20 protein-coding genes are annotated in these 21,941 nt (G+C 38.2%); 19 read left to right on the plus strand and 1 reads right to left on the minus strand.

The genetic code is table 11. The features are described from left to right. Window positions 1-117: 117 nt before the first annotated feature. Together RCG17_RS21175 and RCG17_RS21180 are read left to right on the plus strand one after the other, a co-directional pair. Complete coding sequence (locus RCG17_RS21175; RefSeq protein WP_308172046.1) at window positions 118-879, plus strand: enoyl-CoA hydratase/isomerase family protein; 762 nt, start codon at window positions 118-120, stop codon at window positions 877-879. Window positions 880-965: 86 nt separating this feature from the next. Then, window positions 966-1,583, plus strand: coding sequence for an RsfA family transcriptional regulator (locus tag RCG17_RS21180; RefSeq protein WP_308172047.1), 618 nt, complete (start codon window positions 966-968; stop codon window positions 1,581-1,583). A 100-nt stretch (window positions 1,584-1,683) separates the two neighbouring features. Here the strand turns inward: RCG17_RS21180 and RCG17_RS21185 are convergent, their stop codons facing one another. Then, window positions 1,684-2,184, minus strand: a complete 501-nt coding sequence (locus tag RCG17_RS21185; RefSeq protein ID WP_374120857.1) for an N-acetyltransferase — start codon at window positions 2,182-2,184, stop codon at window positions 1,684-1,686. Window positions 2,185-2,462: 278 nt separating this feature from the next. Between RCG17_RS21185 and RCG17_RS21190 the strand changes: the two genes are divergently transcribed. The 17 genes from RCG17_RS21190 to RCG17_RS21270 all read left to right on the plus strand — a co-directional run bounded on the left by RCG17_RS21190 (window position 2,463) and on the right by RCG17_RS21270 (window position 21,897). Next, window positions 2,463-3,353: a 2-dehydropantoate 2-reductase gene (locus RCG17_RS21190; protein WP_308172049.1), complete on the plus strand. Its 891-nt coding sequence runs from the start codon at window positions 2,463-2,465 to the stop codon at window positions 3,351-3,353. 106 nt (window positions 3,354-3,459) lie between these two features. Continuing rightward, a complete protein-coding gene (bshC, locus tag RCG17_RS21195; protein ID WP_308172050.1) occupies window positions 3,460-5,094 on the plus strand; it encodes a bacillithiol biosynthesis cysteine-adding enzyme BshC in 1,635 nt (544 codons plus the stop codon). Window positions 5,095-5,228: 134 nt separating this feature from the next. Then, complete coding sequence (gene mraZ / locus RCG17_RS21200) at window positions 5,229-5,660, plus strand: division/cell wall cluster transcriptional repressor MraZ (RefSeq protein WP_308172051.1); 432 nt, start codon at window positions 5,229-5,231, stop codon at window positions 5,658-5,660. A gap of 53 nt (window positions 5,661-5,713) precedes the next feature. Beyond that, a complete protein-coding gene (gene rsmH / locus RCG17_RS21205; RefSeq protein WP_308172052.1) occupies window positions 5,714-6,646 on the plus strand; it encodes a 16S rRNA (cytosine(1402)-N(4))-methyltransferase RsmH in 933 nt (310 codons plus the stop codon). Window positions 6,647-6,673: 27 nt separating this feature from the next. Next, window positions 6,674-7,036 (plus strand): cell division protein FtsL, encoded by a 363-nt coding sequence (gene ftsL / locus RCG17_RS21210; protein ID WP_308172053.1) that lies wholly within the window; start codon window positions 6,674-6,676, stop codon window positions 7,034-7,036. Beyond that, on the plus strand, window positions 7,033-9,234 hold the full coding sequence (locus RCG17_RS21215; protein WP_308172054.1) for a penicillin-binding protein: 2,202 nt from the start codon (window positions 7,033-7,035) through the stop codon (window positions 9,232-9,234). Before ftsL ends, RCG17_RS21215 begins: the two co-directional genes overlap by 4 nt. A 77-nt stretch (window positions 9,235-9,311) precedes the next feature. Next, window positions 9,312-11,231 (plus strand): stage V sporulation protein D, encoded by a 1,920-nt coding sequence (locus RCG17_RS21220; RefSeq protein ID WP_308172055.1) that lies wholly within the window; start codon window positions 9,312-9,314, stop codon window positions 11,229-11,231. Window positions 11,232-11,411: 180 nt separating this feature from the next. Then, window positions 11,412-12,875 carry a UDP-N-acetylmuramoyl-L-alanyl-D-glutamate--2,6-diaminopimelate ligase gene (locus RCG17_RS21225; RefSeq protein ID WP_308172056.1) on the plus strand — a complete coding sequence of 488 codons (1,464 nt, stop codon included), beginning with the start codon at window positions 11,412-11,414 and terminating at the stop codon, window positions 12,873-12,875. A 173-nt stretch (window positions 12,876-13,048) separates the two neighbouring features. Continuing rightward, window positions 13,049-14,017, plus strand: a complete 969-nt coding sequence (gene mraY, locus RCG17_RS21230) for a phospho-N-acetylmuramoyl-pentapeptide-transferase (protein WP_308172057.1) — start codon at window positions 13,049-13,051, stop codon at window positions 14,015-14,017. Further along, complete coding sequence (gene murD, locus RCG17_RS21235) at window positions 14,018-15,370, plus strand: UDP-N-acetylmuramoyl-L-alanine--D-glutamate ligase (protein ID WP_308172058.1); 1,353 nt, start codon at window positions 14,018-14,020, stop codon at window positions 15,368-15,370. Between the two features lie 77 nt (window positions 15,371-15,447). Next, window positions 15,448-16,548 (plus strand): stage V sporulation protein E, encoded by a 1,101-nt coding sequence (spoVE, locus tag RCG17_RS21240; protein ID WP_308172059.1) that lies wholly within the window; start codon window positions 15,448-15,450, stop codon window positions 16,546-16,548. A gap of 194 nt (window positions 16,549-16,742) precedes the next feature. Beyond that, window positions 16,743-17,834 carry an undecaprenyldiphospho-muramoylpentapeptide beta-N-acetylglucosaminyltransferase gene (gene murG / locus RCG17_RS21245; RefSeq protein ID WP_308172060.1) on the plus strand — a complete coding sequence of 364 codons (1,092 nt, stop codon included), beginning with the start codon at window positions 16,743-16,745 and terminating at the stop codon, window positions 17,832-17,834. A gap of 326 nt (window positions 17,835-18,160) precedes the next feature. Further along, the gene (murB, locus tag RCG17_RS21250) at window positions 18,161-19,069 is read left to right on the plus strand and encodes a UDP-N-acetylmuramate dehydrogenase (protein ID WP_308172061.1); all 909 of its coding nucleotides are present in this window, start codon (window positions 18,161-18,163) and stop codon (window positions 19,067-19,069) included. A 193-nt stretch (window positions 19,070-19,262) separates the two neighbouring features. Continuing rightward, window positions 19,263-20,057 (plus strand): cell division protein FtsQ/DivIB, encoded by a 795-nt coding sequence (locus tag RCG17_RS21255; RefSeq protein ID WP_308172062.1) that lies wholly within the window; start codon window positions 19,263-19,265, stop codon window positions 20,055-20,057. Next, window positions 20,032-20,742, plus strand: a complete 711-nt coding sequence (locus tag RCG17_RS21260) for a DUF881 domain-containing protein (protein ID WP_374120858.1) — start codon at window positions 20,032-20,034, stop codon at window positions 20,740-20,742. The genes RCG17_RS21255 and RCG17_RS21260 overlap by 26 nt, the downstream gene beginning before the upstream one ends. 54 nt (window positions 20,743-20,796) lie before the next feature. Beyond that, window positions 20,797-21,534 carry a DUF881 domain-containing protein gene (locus RCG17_RS21265; protein ID WP_308172064.1) on the plus strand — a complete coding sequence of 246 codons (738 nt, stop codon included), beginning with the start codon at window positions 20,797-20,799 and terminating at the stop codon, window positions 21,532-21,534. Beyond that, on the plus strand, window positions 21,535-21,897 hold the full coding sequence (locus tag RCG17_RS21270; RefSeq protein ID WP_308172065.1) for a small basic family protein: 363 nt from the start codon (window positions 21,535-21,537) through the stop codon (window positions 21,895-21,897). The last annotated feature ends 44 nt before the right edge of the window (window positions 21,898-21,941 follow it).

Raw genomic sequence — 21,941 nt, forward strand, 5'->3', positions numbered from 1 at the left:
GCAGATGATTAAAGCACAAGAGGCGGGAAAGCCCTTGTGCTTTTGTCGTTTATTGGGACATTGTTAACAATTTCTATAATCAAAAATTTGAAAACTTAGTAAACAGGAGTGGCAGATTTGAAAGCGTATACGATTGAAAAGAAGGACAAAGGGTATTTACTTTTTACCATTACAAGAAATGAAAGAAGAAATGCAATTGATTATGAGGTCATGCAAGGATTGCTGGAAGTTATTGAGCAAGCCAAAGAACCAGATATCAAAGCATTGGTCATTACTGGGGAGGGAACACGAGCATTTTGTTCTGGCGGGGATTTAGCCGTTTTCCATGCTTTAAATACACATGAGGAAGCCTACAAAATGTTATCGAAGATGTCTGCTATTCTTTATTCGTTGTTAACTTTACCAAAACCAACGCTGGGATTGATCAATGGACATGCAGTTGGCGGCGGCTGTGAAATTTTAGCTGCCTGTGATTTTCGGGTTGCTCGCGGCGGCGTTAAAGCCGGTTTTGTTCAAGGAAAACAAGCGATTACAACAGGCTGGGGCGGTGGCACCATTTTGACTGAGAAACTTTCAACACCTAAAGCAATGAAACTTCTTATGGATGCAGACTTGAAACCGATAGAGGTATTAAAGGAAGAAGGATTCATAGACGAAATTTATAGTGAGGAGCCTCTTACAGCTTGTGAGAATTTTCTTGATAAAATGTTGTCCATTGAATCCAGTGTTCTGGAGTCTTACAAGAAAATCTTAATCAGAAAATGGGAAGAAGCTAAACTCCATGAGAGAATGGAAGCTGAAGTTCGAAACTGTTCATTTTTGTGGGAAAGTGATGCACACCATGTATATGTTAAAAACTTTCTTAATAAAAAAGAATGAAAGTTAAAAACTTGGTAGTATAATATCAGTCTATCTTTTCTAGTAGATGCATATGTATGAATAAAAACACTAGGAGGGATTTACTGATGTCACCAACACGCCAAGACGCATGGTCCCAAGATGAAGATTTGTTACTCGCAGAGGTAGTTCTCCGTTATATAAGGGAAGGCGGAACCCAGCTCCAAGCATTTGAGGAAGTTGGCAAACGTCTTTCCCGGACAGCGGCGGCTTGCGGGTTTCGGTGGAATTCTTATGTACGAAAACAATATAAATCTGGAATTGAACTCGCAAAGAAGCAGAGGAAAGAATTAAAAAACCAAGCAGCCATTCCAAGTGGTCAGCTACCGCAGCCAGTTTTAAATTCCACAACACATCTGCAAGAAGAGGAAAATGATGAACTAAACTTTCAAGCTGTGATCCACTTTTTGCAACGTCTTTACAAAAAGGCTGAAATCTCCGAGAGTATTCAAGAGGATAAGGAAAAGTCTTATGGGAAAATCAAGGAGTTGGAAAAACAAACGTATTATCTTGCTGCAGAAAATGAAAGACTTGAAAAAAACTTGAAAGCGATTGAAGAGGATTATCGTTCATTAATGGAAATCATGGAAAGGGCAAGAAAAATGGTTGTCCTTCAGGATGGAGATCGGGAACCGCGAGCGAAATATCAGATGGATAAAAACGGAAACCTAGAAAGAGTAGAATGAAAATGGAGAAGCAATTCAAATGGGCCTGTTTTCAAATAAGCTATGTTTTCCTCCAAAATAAAAAGCGGGCAAACTTGCCCGCTTTTTAAGCTGAAATTAATTAATATTCTTGGGCCTTAACCCCTTCTGGATACCATACAAGAGGGTTTTCGCCCCTGTCTCTTTCCATATCATAATCAACGCTGAGAAAGCCCATCTTTTCCCAAAATTCCTTCGATTTAACCCTCGGATTGGTCTTGATTGGAAGTCCCAAACTTTTAGCAAACTCAACTAAGGCACTTCCATACCCTTTTCCTTGATATTCAGGGATAACCTCAAGTTTCCACAACTCCAAATAATTTTGCGGTGGATAAAAATAGCGATCATATTTTTCATTAATTTCATATAAGCTCATGCGGGCAATTAACTTATCCCCAAAATAGATTCCATAAAAAGGAGATTTGCTATTGTCCTCAATAATATTTGCTTCTAAATCCTCATGCATTGATAATTCTTGTATTCCATATTCTTTAAACTTTTTAAATTCTTCAAGTGTCTTGAAGTTAACTCTTAGGTTTTCTACTGATATTGTCAAAGAAATACCTCCTTTAGAAGTTACCATGAAATATTGAATGTAAAACGAATTACCAATAAAAATTTTCTAATATAACAAAATAGCTAAAAAAGCTGATACACATTAGTAAGCGCTTCCTTTAAATGTGAAAGATCTTCTAAAAATATTATACCAATGGTTTATCAGGAAATGAAAGAAAAAAGTTCAAAAGATTCTAAATATCAATATTGCCTGTCTTTAGAAAGCGCTGTTTACAAGCAATTTTATAGGAAAAAAACAAATACATTTGGTAAGATATTGCTATAGTTAAGGAAGAAGGAATAGTCATGAAGATTGGGATAATTGGTGCCGGTTCCATTGGATTGCTTTTTGCGGCATATTTGAGTAAAACTAATCATGTTGTCATCTATACAAAAACATTGGAACAAGCTGAGGATATAAATAAACATGGAATTGTCCTGGTAAAAAAAGATGGTAAAAGTAACTATAACATAAAAGCATGCCCATTTGACCTATGGGAGGGTCGTGAGGATTTGACGATTGTGGCAGTTAAACAATATCAAGTAAAAGACGTCATTGAAAGGGCCGCAAAAATCAACACTAAGCCAAACGATATCTTGTTTTTACAAAATGGTATGAGTCATTTGAAATTGCTTTCGAAACTAGAGGGGAACAATCTATTTGTCGGAACGATTGAGCATGGAGCATATAAAGAAAATCCCTTTACAGTTAGACATAATGGGGAAGGGGTAACAAATCTTGCACTTTTCAGTGGTGATCGTACTAGTTTAACTTCATTTTCTTCCTTGGTACCTGATGGTTTTCCAGTTTCTCTTCATAATAATTATTATGAAATGCTAATTAGTAAATTAATTATTAACGCAGTAGTCAACCCATTAACAGCGATTCTTCAGGTACAAAATGGGATGTTAATAAAAAACGATTATTATTATGAAGTCTTAAAGGATTTATTTTCAGAAATTGTCTTTATATTAAATTTAGCAGATTCAAAAGTTTACTTTCGTAGTGTGATCAAAGTCTGCCAAAATACTGCTTTAAATCGTTCATCGATGTTAAAAGACATTGAAGCGGGTAGAAAAACTGAAATTGATGCGATACTAGGTTTTTTACTTGAGGAAGCGCAAAAACAAGAAAAACAGGCACCTATTATCAAAAATCTGTACCTTTTAGTAAAGGGAAAAGAAAATAATATGTAACAGAATTAGTAAAAAACACTCAAGCCTAAGCAAAGTTTTTTTTATATTTCACTTGTAAATGCTATACTCGTTAAGAATACTCATGTTTAGAAAGGAAGTACAATGAATGGAGATTGTTAATCTCTCTTTACCTGCAACAAACCGATTTGCCTCAAATTATTTGAAACAAACGGAAGAAATACAACCTTTTTTTCATTATCGTTTTGACCAATCTTCCGATGATTTGGAGAGATTAGCGGAATTAAAAAATAGATCTTTTCCACGAAAAGAATTGGCACAGCATATCGAAAACTTTATGGAGCATTTTCCATCCTCTCCTTCTATTAAGGATTCCATTGAAAAACTTAAACAAGACAATAGTGTTGTTGTCATTGGCGGTCAACAAGCGGGAATTCTTACTGGCCCTCTTTATACCTTACATAAAGTGATTTCAATTATTAAATTGGCAGAGGAAAAAGAAAGACTATTAAATGTGCCAGTAGTACCAGTATTTTGGATTGCAGGAGAAGACCATGATTATCAAGAAGTAAATCATGTATATATCCCCGTTGAGAAAAAGGCAGATAAGTGGATTTTTCCTCAAAAAGTTTTACAAAAGAAGATGGTTTCAGATATTCGTGTAAATAAAGAAATCGCTCAAACTTGGATTCGGCACTTCATCGAAACTTTTGGAGAAACAGAACACACAAACAAGCTTTTAAGCTTTCTTGAAAAACAACTTGAACAGTCAACAACGTTTGTAGACTTTTTTGCAAATATTATAATGGAATTATTTAAAGATTCCGGCCTCCTGATCGTTGATTCTGGAGATGAAAATCTAAGGCAATTGGAGAAGGATATTTTCACTAATCAAATAGTGCATCATGATTCCATCACATCTTTGTTACTTGAGCAGCAAAAACAAATTCGTGATCAAGGTTTTCCAAATGCAATTGAAGCGAATGACAGATTAGCAAATCTTTTTTATTATGATCAAAGGCTAAATGAACGTATTTTACTTGAATTCGACCGCCAAAAAGACCTTTTTGTGGGGAAGAATGGTTCGATTGCTTTATCAAAAGCTGAGTTAGTGGAGATAGCGTCGGGTGAACCTTCCAAATTAAGTAATAATGTCGTTACAAGACCATTAGCGCAAGAATGGCTTTTCCCAACGATTGCCTTTATTGCCGGCCCTGGAGAAATAGCTTATTGGGCTGAGTTAAAACTGGTTTTTGAACATTTCGGACTAAAAATGCCTCCTATTGTACCGAGATTAAATATTACATTTTTGGATGGGTCGGTTGAAACCGACATGACAGAATTAAATTTGGATTTACAGAATGTCCTGATTCGGGGGACCGACGAAGAACGAACACAATTTCTTCAATCTATAAGGGATCAAGAGGTAGCTGAATTATTTACAGAGATTAAGCAAGAACTGCAAACCCACTATCGAAAGGTCGAACAAAAAACAGCACAGCTTGATCGTGGGCTTCTTCCGCTTGTTTCAAAAAATGAAAACAATTTGCTTCAGCAAATTGCCTTTATGGAAGGGAAGCTTGAAGAATCCGTTAAATTTAGGCACCAAATAATTTTAAATAAATATGCCCGCATTGATTTGGCATTAAGGCCTGATGGTTCTCCGCAAGAAAGGGTTTGGAATATTTTTTACTATTTAAATCAGTATGGATTAAGTTTTGTGAATGACTTAATGGAGTTGAATTTCGCCTTTGATGGAAACCACAAGGTCATAAAGATATAGAAAACTTCACCCTTTGGTGAAGTTTTTCTTTTTTAAAAGGAATTTCCAGGTGTTAGAAAGAATTAATATAAAAAATAGGTGGAGGAAAGTGGGGGATTGTGGTACATTTTATTTAGAAAGTGGGGGTAGTGGGTATGTTCATGGGTGAATACCATCATAGCATCGATAATAAAGGCCGATTGATCATCCCCTCCAAATTTCGTGAAGACCTTGGAGAAATGTTTATTATTACTCGCGGTCTTGATCAATGTTTATTTGGTTACCCATTATCAGAGTGGAAAATACTTGAAGATAAACTCAAGGGGTTACCACTAACAAAAAAAGATGCCCGCGCTTTTACTCGGTTTTTCTTTTCAGGTGCAACGGAGAGTGAACTGGATAAACAAGGGAGAGTGAATCTTCCTGGACCCTTGCTTCAATATGCAAAATTAGAAAAAGATTGTGTGATTTTAGGAGTTTCCAATCGAATTGAAATTTGGAGCAAACAGATTTGGGAAGACTACTTTATACAGTCGGAAGAGTCATTTGCCGAAATTGCTGAAAATATGATTGGTTTTGATATATAATGGGAAAGTTGTTTTTATCGAAACCAAGTGCGTTCGATTGGAAGGGTGAAAAAATGTTTGAACATAAGACAGTACTATTAGAAGAAACAGTGAACGGATTAAATATTAAACCTAATGGAACATATGTGGATTGTACATTAGGCGGTGCAGGACACAGTTCCCTCATCCTCTCAAAGCTTGGGCAGGATGGCAGATTAATCGCCTTTGATCAGGATGAGATAGCCATTGCCAATGCAAAGGAAAGGTTAGCAGCTTACAGTCAGCAGCTAACTGTCGTAAAAAGTAATTTCTTATATTTAACAGAAGAACTTAATAAGCTGGGAATTGAGCGTGTTGATGGAATTTTGTACGACCTCGGTGTGTCTTCACCACAGTTAGATACACCTGAAAGAGGCTTCAGTTACCATCATGACGCACCACTCGATATGAGAATGGACTCTGATGCAGCATTGTCTGCTTATGATGTAGTAAATGATTGGCCATATGGAGATTTAGTTCGTATCTTTTTTCGTTATGGGGAAGAGAAGTTTTCAAAACAAATTGCCCGAAAAATTGAAGCTGCAAGAGCTGTAAAGCCAATTAAATCAACCGGAGAACTGGTGGAATTGATAAAAGACGCTATTCCAGCTCCAGCGAGAAGAAAAGGCGGGCATCCGGCAAAACGTATTTTTCAAGCGATCCGTATTGCGGTAAATGATGAATTATCCGTATTTGAACAATCCTTACAAGAGGCTATCGAGCTTTTAAACCCAGGTGGGAGGATCAGTGTCATTACGTTCCATTCTTTAGAGGACAGAATCTGCAAGGCAACCTTTAAAAAGGCAAGTGAAACTCCAGATTTGCCCCCAGGCCTTCCGATAATTCCTGAAGAATATAAACCCGTATTAAAACTTATTACGAGAAAACCAATAGGTCCATCTGATGAAGAATTAGAGATCAACAACCGAGCTAGGTCGGCAAAGCTTCGGATTGCCGAAAAACGATAGAAAATTGACATTTCAGGAGGGGAAAGAATGAGTAATCTTGCCAGAGAGCTAGAGCAACAGCAAAAAGAACAACAAATGCAGGACATTCAAAAACAAAAAAGGGCAGTAAAGAAATCTTGGTTAACCCCTGGAGAGAAATTTCTCAGTTTAGCATTTGCTGGGTTAGTTTGTCTTGGTGCGGTTCAGATGATCTCTAATCAAGCTAAGATTTATAAAGTTAATGAAGATATTCAGAAGGTCCAATCTTCCATCAATGATCAACAAAAGGTAAATGGCGATTTGAAGGTCCAGGTAAGCAAATTAAGCAACTATAACCGCATAGCGGATAAAGCTAAGAAAATGGGACTTGAATTAAATGAAAATAACGTTAAGGTAGTGCAGAGTAAATGATAAAGAAGCAAAAAAATATGAATGTCGGAGCAGCGATATTATTTTTAATATTCAGCCTGCTCTTTTTTATATTAATCTACCGTTATTTTTCGATTCAAATCTCAGGAGAAGTGGGCGGTGAGCCCTTAGCGGCAAAAGCCAAACAAAAATACAGCAGGGTGGGGGTTGTCGAAGCCCAAAGAGGAACAATTTTTGATCGAGTGGGTGAGGCTGTGGCTGAGGATAGCTCTGCCTATACCCTTATTGCAATTTTAGATAAAAAAATGACAACCAATCCTAAAAAACCTCAGAATGTTGTAAACCCGCAAGAAACGGCATTGGAGCTGTCCAAATATATTCCGATAAGTGAATCGAAAATATACAGCATTTTAACTCAAAAAAACAGATTTCAGGTGGAATTCGGAAAAGCCGGACGGGATATTGATTTTGAAACCAAACAGAAAATAGAGAAGCTACACTTACCGGGAATTACGTTTACACGCAGTTCAAAGCGTTTTTACCCAAATGGGATTTTCGCTTCACACCTAGTTGGTTATGCAGAGCAGGTTGAGCAAAAAGATGGATCGTCTAAGACAGTAGGAAAAATGGGGATTGAAAAACAATATAATAAAGCTTTAACAGGTACAGATGGGAAGATTGATTATGAAAGTGATATTTGGGGATATATTCTGCCGAACAATAAACCCAAAGTGACAGCTGCGAAAGATGGTAATGATGTTTATTTAACGATCGATAAAAAAATTCAAACTTTCGTTGAAGATGCAATGAATACGGTCGATAAGGAATACAAACCGAAAATGATGGTTGCAATTGTCGCAGATCCAAAAACAGGAAATGTTTTAGCTATGGAGCAGAGACCGACATTCGACTCAAATACTAGAGATGGAATTGATAAAGCTTGGCAAAATGAAGCCATTACTCCTTTTGAACCGGGATCCACAATGAAGATTTATACGCTGTCGGCTGCGGTCCAAGAAAATGTTTTTAACCCGAATGAAACGTATCAATCAGGTTCTTACCAAGTAACCCCTAAAAGTCCAGCCGTTCATGACTGGAACATTTCGGGTTGGGGTGCTATAACGTACTTGGAAGGGGTCCAAAGATCTTCAAACGTTGCCTTTGCTAAATTAGCTAATGAAAAATTAGGATTTGATAAATTCAGGGAGTACTTGACTAAATTTGGTTTAGATAAGCCAACGGGAATTGAACTTCCGAATGAAGCAGGTGGACAGATTCCATTTCAATATCCAATTCAAAAAGCGACAACCGCCTTTGGACAAGGAGCAGCGATTACACCAATGGAACAAATCCAAGCAGCAACAGCGGTTGCAAATGATGGTAAAATGATGAAGCCGAATATAGTGGAAAAAATTGTTGATCATGATACAGGTAAAGTAATAAAAAAGACCAAACCTGAAGTGGCTGGTACACCAATTTCTGCCGAAACGGCGAAAACAGTACGTGACATTCTCGAAACAGTCGTAACCTCACCAAAAGGGACAGGAAGCCGCTATAAAATAGATGGCTATAGTGTTGCTGGTAAAACAGGAACTGCGCAAATTCCTGGGCCAGGTGGAAAATATTTAACCGGACCAAGCAATTATGTATTTTCATTTATGGGTATGGCTCCAAAGGATGACCCAAAGCTTTTGGTCTATGTTGCCGTACAACAGCCAAAAATTGATGATTATTCAAAAGGATCGATTCCGGTTTCAATGATTTTTGACCCTGTTATGAAAAATAGTTTACAGTATTTAAATATTCAGCCATCAAGTGCGGGGAAAGCTACAACCAATAAGCTGACTGATTTAACAGGAGAATCAGTTGATGCTGCAGCCAAAGACCTGCAAGGTAAAGGGTTCGAAACGGTAGTTGTTGGTAAGGGAACGAAGGTGGAAAGTCAATTACCTCTAGAAGGGACAACGATTCTTGAAGGCGAGAAGGTTATCCTTCGCACAGATGGGGACCCCATTGCCCCTGATATGACAGGATGGTCTTTAAGGGATGTCATGAAAGTGGCGAAAATTTCTGATTTAAAGTTAGAAACTGACGGCAGCGGCTATGCTGTAAGCCAAACGATTGCACCAGGAGCAGTCCTTCATCAAGGAGATCAGTTAAAGGTTGCCTTTGCGCTTCCAGATCAGCAAAAAAATGATTCATCAACTAACTCAGATAAAGCAAAACAATCAGGACAATGATTGTTAAATTGTTAAGCTGTTCTAAACAATAAGGGTACAAGCATATACATGAACGTGAAAAGGAGGCTCGTTCATGTATGCGTGTATCTAATGTAACCGTTAGGAAACGGTTAATGATTGCATTATTCATAGGTATTTTGGCCTTTTTTGTGATTGACGTAAGACTAGGCTATGTTCAATTTGTCCTTGGAGATATGTTAACGGGCATGGCAAAAGGTTCGTGGAGCAGAAATATTCCTTTTGAACCAAAACGTGGTGAAATTGTTGATCGTAATGGAGTTCCATTGGCAACTAACGTAAGTGCACCAACAGTATATGTTGTTCCAAGACAAGTAAAAGACCCTGCTGTAACAGCAGAAAAACTAGCATCTGTTTTAAACATGTCGAAGGAAAAAGCGTATCGGGATATCACCAAGAAATCATCAATGGTTACGATTAAAGAAGGAAAGAAAATTTCTAATGCCAAAGCGAAGGAAGTTAATGCTCTTGGGCTTCCTGGTGTCTATATAGGGGAAGATTCTAAACGTCATTATCCATTTGGGACATATTTATCACATGTTCTCGGTTTTGCCGGTGTAGATAACCAAGGGTTAATGGGGCTTGAGCTTTATTATGATAAAGAGCTAAGCGGCAAAAAAGGCGCTGTTAAATTTTACGCTAATGCCAAAGGTGAACGGATGAAAAATATGGCGGATGATTATGAACCGCCAGTAAATGGTCTCAATTTAAAGCTGACGATCGATACAAAGATTCAAACCATCATGGAAAGAGAGATGGAAATTGCTCAGGCAAAATATAATCCTGATGGTATCGTTGCAATTGCGATGAATCCAAATAATGGTGAAATATTGGGGATGTCAAGCAGACCAAGCTTTGACCCTGCTAATTTCCGAAATGTGCCGCAAGAGGTTTATAACCGAAATCTACCAGTCTGGTCAACGTATGAGCCTGGTTCAACATTCAAAATCATCACGCTTGCTGCTGCTTTAAATGAAGGGAAGGTGGACTTAGATAAGGAACATTTCCATGACCCTGGTTTTGTTGAGGTCGGCGGAGCAAGACTGAAGTGCTGGAAAAGAGGAGGACATGGAGATGAAACCTTCCTACAAGTCGTACAAAACTCCTGTAACCCTGGGTTTGTTAATTTAGGTGAAAGATTAGGAAAAGATACTTTATTTAAGTACATTAAAGATTTTGGATTTGGCCAAAAGACAGGGATAGACCTGCAAGGGGAAGGAACGGGGATTTTGTTTCCTTTGAATCGAGTTGGTCCGGTTGAATTGGCAACGACTGCTTTTGGTCAAGGGGTATCGGTAACACCGATTCAACAGGTAACCGCTGTGGCAGCTGCGATAAATGGCGGTATTCTTTACAAGCCCTATATCGCTAAAGAACTGATTGACCCTGTCACAAAAGAAGTTGTAATGAGAAACTCGCCAGTAGAAAAAAGAAGGGTTATTTCCGAGGAAACTTCGAAAAAGGTTCGTTATGCCCTAGAAAGTGTTGTCGCTCAAGGTTCAGGGGGAAAGGCCTTTATTGATGGTTACCGAGTAGGAGGTAAGACAGGTACTGCTCAAAAGGCAGCAAACGGAAGATACTTGGAAAACAACTATGTACTTTCCTTTATTGGTTTTGCTCCAGCAGATGACCCGCAGCTTGTTGTTTATGTTGCCGTTGATAATCCGAAAGGTACTATCCAATTCGGTAGCCAGGTTTCTGCACCAATAGTCGGAAATATTATGAAGGATGCACTGCCAGCACTCGGGGTGAAGCCTAGAACGAATCAAATGGAAAAGAAAATGACGGTATTAGATACTCCAATGGTCCAGGTTCCAGATTTAGTGGGTATGACCAAAGTAGACATAATGGACCAAATGGTGAATTTAAGAATCGATGCCAGCGGTTCCGGTGACGTTGTTGTGCGCCAATCTCCTGAAGCAGGAGCAAAGGTGAAGGCAGGGTCAACGATTCGTTTGTACTTTGATAAAAAAGAGTAAATTCGAAAGTAAACAAAAAGGCGGTCGGAAAAATTTCCGCCGCCTTTTTAACTTTTTAATACCTTTATTTCCAATTTTTAAAGAGGTTAGCGTAAAAAGTAATTTTCATGTAAAATAAGGGAGGACTTCATAGGTTATGGGTAAAAAACCCATATATTGTGACGAGAGGATTTGAGAAAAATGAGGTTACAAGAGCTGCTCAAAAGCTTGCATTCATTAAGCCCTTTAACAGAGGCAAACCCGGAGATTACTTCAATTGAAAATGATAACCGGAAGGTGCAACAAGGGAGCTTGTTTATTTGTATAAAAGGTTATACAGTGGATGGTCATGATTTTGCCCAATTAGCAGTTGAAAACGGCGCTTCAGCAATCTTGGCAGAAAGACCATTAAAACTAGATGTTCCAGTGTTAGTTGTGAATGATACCAAGAGGGCGATGGCTGTTTTAGCTGATACGTTTTATGAGCATCCGACCAAACAGCTTCATCTAATTGGAATTACTGGTACAAACGGGAAAACAACCACAAGCCATTTAATTGAAAAGATTTTTTCAGATGCTGGTAAAAAAACTGGTTTAATTGGAACGATGTATACAAAGATTGGCGATGAGATTCTTGAAACGAAAAATACAACACCTGAAAGCCTGACACTTCAAAAAACGTTTAAAAGTATGGTAGACGCAAGTGTTGAAGCTGCGGTTATGGAAGTATCATCCCACGCACTCGACCTGGGAAGAGTCCATGGTTGTGATTATAATGTGGCAGTATTTACTAATCTGACCCAAGACCATCTTGATTATCACCATACAATGGAAGAATATAAACGAGCTAAAAGCTTATTGTTTTCGCAGCTTGGGAATACCTATGATGTAAAGCATCCTAAGTTTGCTGTTTTAAATGCAGATGACCCTGCATCCGAGACATATAAAAAATCAACTGCAGCCCATGTTGTTACATATGGAATTGATCAAAATGCAGATATAAAAGCAATTGATATTGAAATGACCTCCAGTGGAACAAGGTTTATCCTTCAAACATTCGGTAAGCATCTTCCAATGGAGATCCAGCTTATTGGGAAATTTAGTATCTATAATGTTCTGGCAAGTGTGGCTGCTGGTCTTGTTTCGGGGATACCGATTGAAAGAATTATCGGTTCAATCGAAAATGTTAAAGGCGTTGCCGGCAGAGTCGAATTAGTGAATGCAGGTCAAAACTTTACTGTCATCGTTGATTATGCGCATACCCCAGATAGTTTGGAAAATGTTTTAAAGACCGTTCAACAATTTGCGAAAAGAAAAGTTTTTGTTGTCGTTGGCTGTGGAGGGGATCGGGATCGAACAAAACGTCCATTAATGGCAAAAATTGCTTGTCAGTTTGCTACAGATCCGATTTTCACCTCAGATAACCCTAGAAGTGAAGATCCTCTGGCAATCCTAAAGGATATGGAAGAAGGTGTTCACGGAGAAAATTATTTGGTCATTCCTGATCGAAAACAGGCTATCGACACTGCTATTCAAAATGCCGCTAACGGAGATGTTATTTTGATAGCCGGAAAAGGTCACGAAACCTACCAAATAATCGGCAAGCAAGTACATGATTTTGATGATCGTCTCGTAGCTAAAGAAGCCATAATGGGGAAAAAGTGAAATATTACTTATTAAAAAAAGAAAAATAGATATAAATAAGATGGAGAATAAAGTTAAAATGGAAAATACAAACTTATTGTTTAGAAAAATTCTTAATCAATTGAAGGGTACATATGATAGAGCGGTAATGCCTAACAAAGTATCAAATTCAAGCAATGGAAGGAGGGGGTAAAATGCTAGCACAAGTTATCTTTTTCACAATAATATTAGCATTTTTAATCACCGTTTTACTTTCTCCGGTTTTTATTCCCTTCCTAAGAAGGTTGAAATTTGGACAAAGCATTCGTGAAGAAGGACCGAAGTCGCACCAGAAAAAGTCTGGTACTCCAACAATGGGCGGTGTCATGATTTTATTATCAATTGTGATTTCGACACTCGTTATGACTGGAAAGTTTTCTGAACCAACAGTTAAAACCTTTCTGCTAATTTTTGTTACATTAGGTTTTGGGTTATTGGGATTTTTAGATGATTTTATTAAAGTTGTGCTAAAAAGGAATTTAGGTTTGACTTCCAGACAAAAACTCCTGGGTCAAATCATCATCTCAGCAATCTTTTATTTGATTTATAAACATAATAACTTTTCTACTGATGTTCGCTTTGGGGATTATTCGATTGATTTAGGCTGGCTCTTTGTGTTCTTTATTATTTTCTGGCTTGTAGGATTTTCAAACGCAGTTAATTTAACGGATGGTCTGGATGGCTTGGTCTCTGGAACGGCAGCCATTGCATTTGGGGCATATGCGGTGTTAGCATGGAATCAATCGCAATATGAAGTGGCTATTTTCTCCGTTGCCGTTGTCGGAGCAGTGTTAGGATTTCTCGTTTTTAATGCCCATCCGGCAAAGGTTTTCATGGGAGATACTGGGTCACTGGCTCTTGGCGGAGCAATTGCCACGATTGCCATTTTAACAAAATTAGAAATTTTATTGATCATCATTGGAGGAGTATTTGTCATTGAGACACTCTCTGTTATTTTGCAGGTTGCCTCCTTCAAAACAACAGGAAAGCGAATTTTCCGCATGAGCCCATTGCATCATCATTATGAGTTAAGCGGCTGGTCTGAATGGAGAGTAGTCGTAACCTTCTGGAGTGTTGGATTGTTATTTGCCATTATAGGAATCTATATCGAGGTGTGGTTGTAAGTGAAGCAGATTAAAACGTATCATCATAAAAAAATTCTTGTTCTTGGTTTAGCCAAAAGTGGTGTTGAAGCTGCTGCCCTTTTGCATCAGCTTGGAGCGTTTGTAACGGTCAATGATAAAAAACCTCTATCAGAAAATCCTGAGGCTCAGAGCCTCTTGGAGCAGGGAATCAAAGTGATTTGTGGAGACCATCCCATTGAACTTCTCGAGGAAGGGTTTGAACTAATCGTGAAAAACCCTGGTATTCCTTATACGAATCCAATGATTCAAGGCGCACTTGAAAAAGAGATCCCTGTTATTACCGAAGTGGAGCTGGCCTATCAAATTTCTGAGGCTCCTTTTATCGGTATAACGGGTACAAATGGAAAAACGACAACAACCACTTTAGTCTATGAAATGCTAAATACAGGTAATAAACAGCCATTGATTGCTGGAAACATCGGAAAAGTTGCATCAGGTGTTGCCCAGAAAGCAACAAAAGAGAATACAATTGTGATTGAATTGTCGTCATTCCAACTTATGGGAATTCACACGTTTAATCCACATATTGCGATTATTACCAACCTTTACAGTGCTCATTTAGACTATCATGGTACAAGAGCGGAATACATAGCAGCAAAGGCAAATATCACTAAAAACCAAACTGCTGCTGATTACCTAATTGTGAATGCAGAACAGCCGGATGTTATGAATATTGCAAAGTCATCAAAGGCCAAGATTGTCCCTTTTTCTGCTAAAAATGAATTGGCTGAAGGTGCATATGTTAGCGATGGTTGGCTTTGTTTTAATGGAGAAAAGGTTATGCAAATTGAAGATATAGCGCTTCCGGGTGCACACAATCTTGAAAATATTTTATGTGCGATGGCAGCTGCGAAGCTTTCTGGCGTTGCTAATGAAGCAATTAACGAAGTGCTGCGAACATTTACTGGGGTAAAGCACCGATTGCAATATGTTGCTGAGGTTTCCGACAGAAAGTTTTACAACGATTCAAAAGCTACTAATATACTAGCAACTGTTAATGCCTTAGCAGCTTTTAAACAGCCTATCATTCTTCTTGCTGGGGGCTTAGACCGCGGAAATGAGTTTGACGAGCTTATTCCCTATTTAAAAAATGTGAAAGCTCTTATTACTTTTGGGCAAACTGCACCAAAAATAGAGCGTGTGGGGAAAGAGGCAGGAATAAAACAAATCATCCATGTCGATAATGTTGACAAAGCTGTGCCTGTTGCATACCAGCAATCCGCTGCGGGGGATGTAATTTTATTATCACCTGCTTGTGCAAGCTGGGATCAATATAAAACTTTCGAAGTCAGGGGAGACATTTTTATCGAAGCTGTGCATAAGCTTAAGTAAGGGCTTGTCTTTAACAGATTCTATTGGGTGTAACTGACTTTAAGGCCCTAATATTGCGTCTTCGAGGTGTGGTATCGGTGCCGACAAAGAGAACAACTCCTGATTATATTTTATTAATTGTAACACTTACACTCCTGACAGTGGGACTAATCATGGTATACAGCGCGAGCGCAGTGTGGGCAGAGTATAAGTTTCATGATTCATTCTTCTTTGCGAAAAGACAAATGCTGTTTGCAGGAGTAGGAATTGCGGCAATGTTTCTTATCATGAATGTCAATTACTGGACATGGCGGACACATGCCAAGACAATCTTAATTGTGTGCTTTGTTTTACTGATTCTTGTCCTAATCCCAGGTGTGGGAAATGTCCGAAATGGATCAAGGAGCTGGATTGGTGTTGGAGCTTTCTCGATTCAGCCTTCTGAATTCATGAAATTGGCGATGATCGCATTCTTGGCCAAATACTTATCAGAGCGGCAAAAGCTCATTACCTCCTTTACAAAAGGACTTATTCCATCATTAGGATTAGCTTTTGCCGCCTTTGCAATGATTATGCTTCAACCCGACCTTGGAACGGGTACGGTAATGATGGGAACCTGTGTTGTCATGATATTTATTGCAGGTGCAAGAATTAGTCATTTTGCTGCATTAGGTTTAATGGGGGTTGCTGGGTTTGTTGGATTAATTATTTCAGCTCCATATCGGATGAAAAGAATAACGTCTTTCTTAGATCCTTGGTCAGACCCATTAGGAAGCGGCTTCCAAATCATACAATCATTATATGCAATTGGACCTGGCGGGCTGTTTGGGCTTGGTTTAGGGGAAAGCCGCCAAAAGTTTTTTTACCTGCCAGAGCCACAAACCGATTTTATTTTTGCCATTCTATCTGAAGAGCTGGGTTTTATTGGCGGTTCCTTTGTTTTACTGTTATTTTCCCTCTTGTTATGGAGAGGCATAAGAATTGCTCTTGGAGCTCCTGATTTGTACGGCAGTTTCCTAGCCGTAGGGATCATTGCTATGGTTGCCATCCAGGTCATGATTAATATTGGTGTTGTCACCGGATTAATGCCCGTAACGGGAATTACTTTACCATTCTTAAGCTATGGCGGATCATCGCTAACCCTTATGCTCATGGCTATCGGTGTTCTGCTAAATATTAGCAGATACGCAAGGTATTAATTTTTATAAATTATTCAATACCCTGTTCTAAACAGGGTTCTTTTTGTTTAAAGCTGAAATAAGATGTTCTATAATGGATTACGCATTGTTACATTTCTCTAACATTCTTTTTTCAGACCCGTTTTTTTCTTCTATTTTATAGTAGAATGGGTTGGGTCAAAAAAGTTCTGTAATTTTTTATTGGAGTGGTTGGTATGAAAATAGTGATTAGCGGCGGCGGAACAGGAGGCCATATCTATCCTGCCCTTGCCCTTATCAGAGAAATTCAAAAAGAAACAAAGGATGCTGAATTTTTATATATAGGAACGACAAATGGGCTGGAAAGTAAACTTGTCCCGAGAGAAAATATTCCTTTTAAATCCATACATATAACAGGCTTTAAGCGTAAACTTTCATTTGAAAATGTAAAAACAGTTTACCGATTTTTTAAAGGGGTAAGTGACAGCAAAAAAATATTGAAGGAATTTAAAGCAGACGTTGTCATTGGTACTGGAGGCTATGTCTGCGGGCCTGTTGTTTATGCGGCAGCTAAGCTGAAGATTCCAACAATCGTTCATGAACAAAATAGTGTTCCTGGTTTAACTAATAAATTCTTAAGCCGATATGTAAATAAAATTGCGATTTGTTTTGAAGAAGCAAAGGACTATTTTCCTGCGGATAAAGTGATATTTACAGGTAATCCACGGGCAACAGAGGTGATTGGACAGGATGGTATTCGCGGCCGACTCTCTGTTGGACTGAGCACAACGTTGCCGTCTGTGTTAATTTTTGGAGGAAGCCGCGGGGCAAGGCCGATCAATGAAGCGGTTGTTAAATCTTTATCAGATTTCAGCAAAAAACCATATCAGGTTCTTTATATCACTGGAGATGTCCATTATGAAGCTGTAAAAAAGGAAGTAGAGCTTGTCGGGAGTCCTGAAAATGTGATTATTAAACCATTTGTCCATAATATGCCGGAAGTTCTCGCTGGAATTGACTTAGTTGTATCAAGAGCAGGGGCAACAACACTAGCAGAATTAACTTCACTGGGGATTCCGAGTATATTGGTTCCAAGCCCATATGTAACAAATAATCACCAGGAAAAAAATGCTCGTTCACTTTCTGACCATGGTGCCGCTGAACTTTTGCTGGAAAAAGATTTAAACGCAAAGACCCTTATTAAGCAAATCGACTCGATTTTATTAGATAAAGATAAGTTAAATGCAATGAAAACAAAAGCCAAAAAGATGGGTGTCCCCGATTCAGCTCAAAGACTGTTTCATGTGATCAAACAGTTAAAAAAGTAGGATGTGTTCAAGTCATTGGTGATTTTTTAACCTGTTGATTGGAGCGGAGGGCACTTGACTCCTCGAAAATGCTATCGCATTTCCTTCGTGCGTGGGCGGATTCGAGGATGCTATTCAATGTCCTGCGGGAGTACGGGGCAGGGGAGACCCCACAGGCGCTTATGGCGCCGAGGAGGATCCACTTATACCCAGGCGGAAAGCAAGTGCCTGGAGCGGAAATCAACAGCCAAAGTTACATATCCAATAAATGAAAAACAAAAGTAGCCCAATTGAATCCCGGGCATAAACTAAATTAACCAACAAAAGAAAGAAAGGGAGGTTAATACATGGACGAAATAATCAAAGAACTGCAAGCATTAAACATCGGCATTGTTAAACAAAATGAACCACTATCCCAATATACAACAATGAAAATTGGCGGGCCTGCTGATTTGTTTATTGAACCTTCCTCCGTCGAAAGCTTACAAAAGGTTATGGGAATTATAAAAGCACACAATATAAATTGGAGAGCAATCGGCAGAGGATCCAATCTGCTTGTTTCAGATAAAGGGATTGAAGGAGTCGTTATTCGTTTAGGTGCAGACCTGGCAGAGGTTGAAATAAACGGAGACAAAGTTAAAGTTGGAGGCGGCTACTCACTTGTAAGCCTTGCAACAATGATTAGTAAAAAAGGTTTATCAGGTTTGGAATTTGCCAGCGGAATTCCAGGTTCTGTAGGCGGTGCAGTTTATATGAATGCAGGAGCACATGGATCGGATATCAGTAAAATTTTAACCAAAGCACATATTTTGTTTGAAGATGGAATGATGGAATGGCTATCAAATGAGGAAATGGAATTTTCATACCGAACTTCTATTTTACAAAAAAAACGTCCAGGTATTGTGGTAGAAGCTGTTTTTAAGCTCGCTCATGGAGACCGCACTGAAATTGTAAAGACCATGCAAAAAAACAAAGATTATCGTAAAGAAACACAGCCATGGAATTTTCCGTGTGCAGGAAGTATCTTTCGCAATCCCCTGCCGAGTTTTGCAGGAAGGCTGATTGAGGAAGCCGGGTTAAAGGGCTTCTCAATTGGCGGTGCAAAAATATCGGAAATGCATGGGAATTTTATCGTCAATGCAGGGAACGCTACCGCACAAGATGTACTGGATGTGATTCAACATGTAAAGGATACGATCTTTGATTTGTATCAAATCAAAATGGAGACAGAAGTGGAAATAATCGGCAGAAAATAACAGGAAATAAATCTCACTAATTACCAATAATGTGGTATAATTACTCATTATCAATGGCTAAAAATGCGTAAAAAGTTGAATGACGGCATGAAATATCGTGCCGTTGTTTTCGCATTAAGAAGGGATCCTTCGAATTTGAATAAAATGGTTGGACAAGCTTCCACGGCAAATATGGTGTGCAGGGAGGGGAAATATGGAAAAAGAAAATGTTGTCTCCCTTGAGGAACGAATCCCAAAGTTAAAGCAGCAGAGACGCAGAAAAGCAAATAGAAGGTTGATTTTTCTTTTAGTCTTATTTTTTGCTCTTATCGTTATTGTTGCCTATATTCAATCACCATTAAGTCGGGTTAAGGCTATCACTGTTAAAGGAAATGAATTTTATTCAAGCCAAGAAATTATCCAGAAAACAGGGATATCAAAAAGCACAAATATCTGGACGGTAAAGAAAAGTGAAATTGCCGCGAATCTTGAGCATCTTCCAGAAATCAAAACAGCAGATGTAAAAATGAACTGGCTTAATTCAATTGAGATTAAGATAACTGAACATAAAAAGCTAGCCTACTTGAAAAAGGATTCTTTTTATTACCCTGTTTTAGAAAACGGTGCTATTTTGGAAAATAGAAAAACTGGCAGGGTTCCCATTAATGCTCCTATTTTAATAGGCTTTAAAGAAGGAACGGCTCTTAAAGAAATGTTAAAAGAGATGGGGAAATTACCTAAAGTTGTTCTTAATTCTGTTTCGGAAATTCACTATGAACCTAGTAAAACGGATCTGTTCCATATTACATTATTCATGAATGATGGTTTTGAAGTGAGTGCCTCAATTAAAAGCTTTTCTGGAAAAATGGCTCATTATCCTTCCATTATAAGCCAACTGGACCCTAGTAAAAAAGGCATCATTGATTTAGAAGTGGGCTCCTATTTTAAGGCTTATGCACCAGCAGCAAAAGGGGAGGATCCTGTTGAAAAAGATAAGAGTACAAAATAGGTATTTAGTTTTATCGTTTGTATGTCTTGTCCTTGGATATTTGCTGGCTTATTCCTATCAATTAACCCAAAAGGAAAATGAATCCAAAACAAATAAACTTTCCGACAAACAATGGGAAAAAACAATTGCACTGAGGAATCAACTTAACGATCAAGAAGAAATGAATCGAAAGCTCGAAAAAGAATTAAGTCAGAAACAAGCAAAAGTGTTGAAAAATGAACAGGAGCTATCAAAGGAAACGCAAGGTAACTATAATTTTGCCGAGGATGCAGAAAAATATCGGATGTTTCTAGGTCAAGTTAAGGTTCAAGGTAAAGGTGTAAAAGTTACCTTAGCAGATGGGGCATATAATCCTAAGGACCCAAATGTAAACAATTATCTTGTTCATGAAATGCATGTTTTTAAAGTGGTTAACGAGCTTTATATTTCTGGTGCATCTGCAGTAGCCATAAACGGACAAAGATTGACAAGCCGCTCCTATATAGTTTGTAATGGTCCAGTCATTACGGTGGATGGAAACCAATACCCTGCTCCATTTGTCATTACAGCCATTGGCGACCCCGATATATTATCAGCAGCATTAAACCTTACAGGCGGGGTAAGAGATCAGCTAGTACAGGATAATATTATCTTTAAAATGGAGAAGCAAGATGATATTGTGCTGGACCCAATCCTAGGAGGTTAGTTTAAATGCCTTAAGTGTCCACGTAAGGAAAATAAATGGTGTGGGGAGAAATAAGTGGACAAATCAAAAAAAAAATTTAGTTTTGTTATCATTACATTTATTATCGGTTTTATGATTGCGGTCCAATTTCAAACGGTTCAAAAGCCAATTGAGCGAGATACAAGGGATATATGGCAATTGCGAGAAGCACTTTTAAAAGAAAAAGAATTGGAAACCAATTTATTAAAGGAAATCCGATCGAATGATGAAAAAATAGATTCATATGAGTCGCAAAAAAAGCAAAGTAAAGAACAAACTTTGAAAAATACTTTACAGGAACTAAAGGCTGAAGCCGGGATGACTGAAGTTAATGGTCCGGGAATTATTCTAAAAATAGAACCGGTCATGGAAAATATCAGACTTGGTGAACCAGTAACAAAAGTGATTTCCCCTGACTTATTAAAGAGACTTTTAAATGAATTGAATATGTATGAGGCCAAGTATGTATCCATTGATGATCAAAGGGTAATTAATACCACCGTTATTCGTGATATCAATTCAGATACAAAAATTGATGGTCATACGATCAAAAGCCTTCCGATAGAGGTAAAGGTTATTGCTGAATCAAAGCAAAAAGCAGAAAAACTATATAATCGGATGCAAGGTTCAAAATCAACAGAGGAATTTTTTATCGATAACTTAAAGTTGACCATTTCACCGCCAAGTGAGAATATTACGATTCCTGCCTATGATAATCCTATACATATCCGTTACATGGAACCTGTGAAAGACACTAAAGGAGGCAAATCATAAATGTGGCTGCCAATTTTGGGGTTAATCGTTGGGATTATTCTTGGGCTGATCACCGATATTAGAATACCCGAAGAATATTCCAATTACTTATCGATTGCCGTACTTGCTGCTTTTGATACATTATTTGGGGGAATAAGGGCTTATTTGCAAAATATTTACGATGATAAAGTCTTTGTTTCAGGTTTCTTTTTTAATATTGGACTTGCTGCAAGTTTAGCTTTTCTAGGTGTTCATCTTGGTGTAGACTTGTATCTGGCGGCTGTTTTTGCTTTTGGCGTTAGGTTATTTCAAAATATAGCCGTGATCAGACGAATATTATTGACAAAATGGTCAACAAACCATGAAAAAATAGAAAAAAAGTAATTTTTTTTAAAGGGAATAGTTTAGTTGTGACGAATATTTTTATA

Source organism: Neobacillus sp. PS3-12, assembly GCF_030915385.1.
In the GTDB taxonomy this organism is placed as follows: Bacteria; Bacillota; Bacilli; order Bacillales; family Cytobacillaceae; genus JAEVLT01.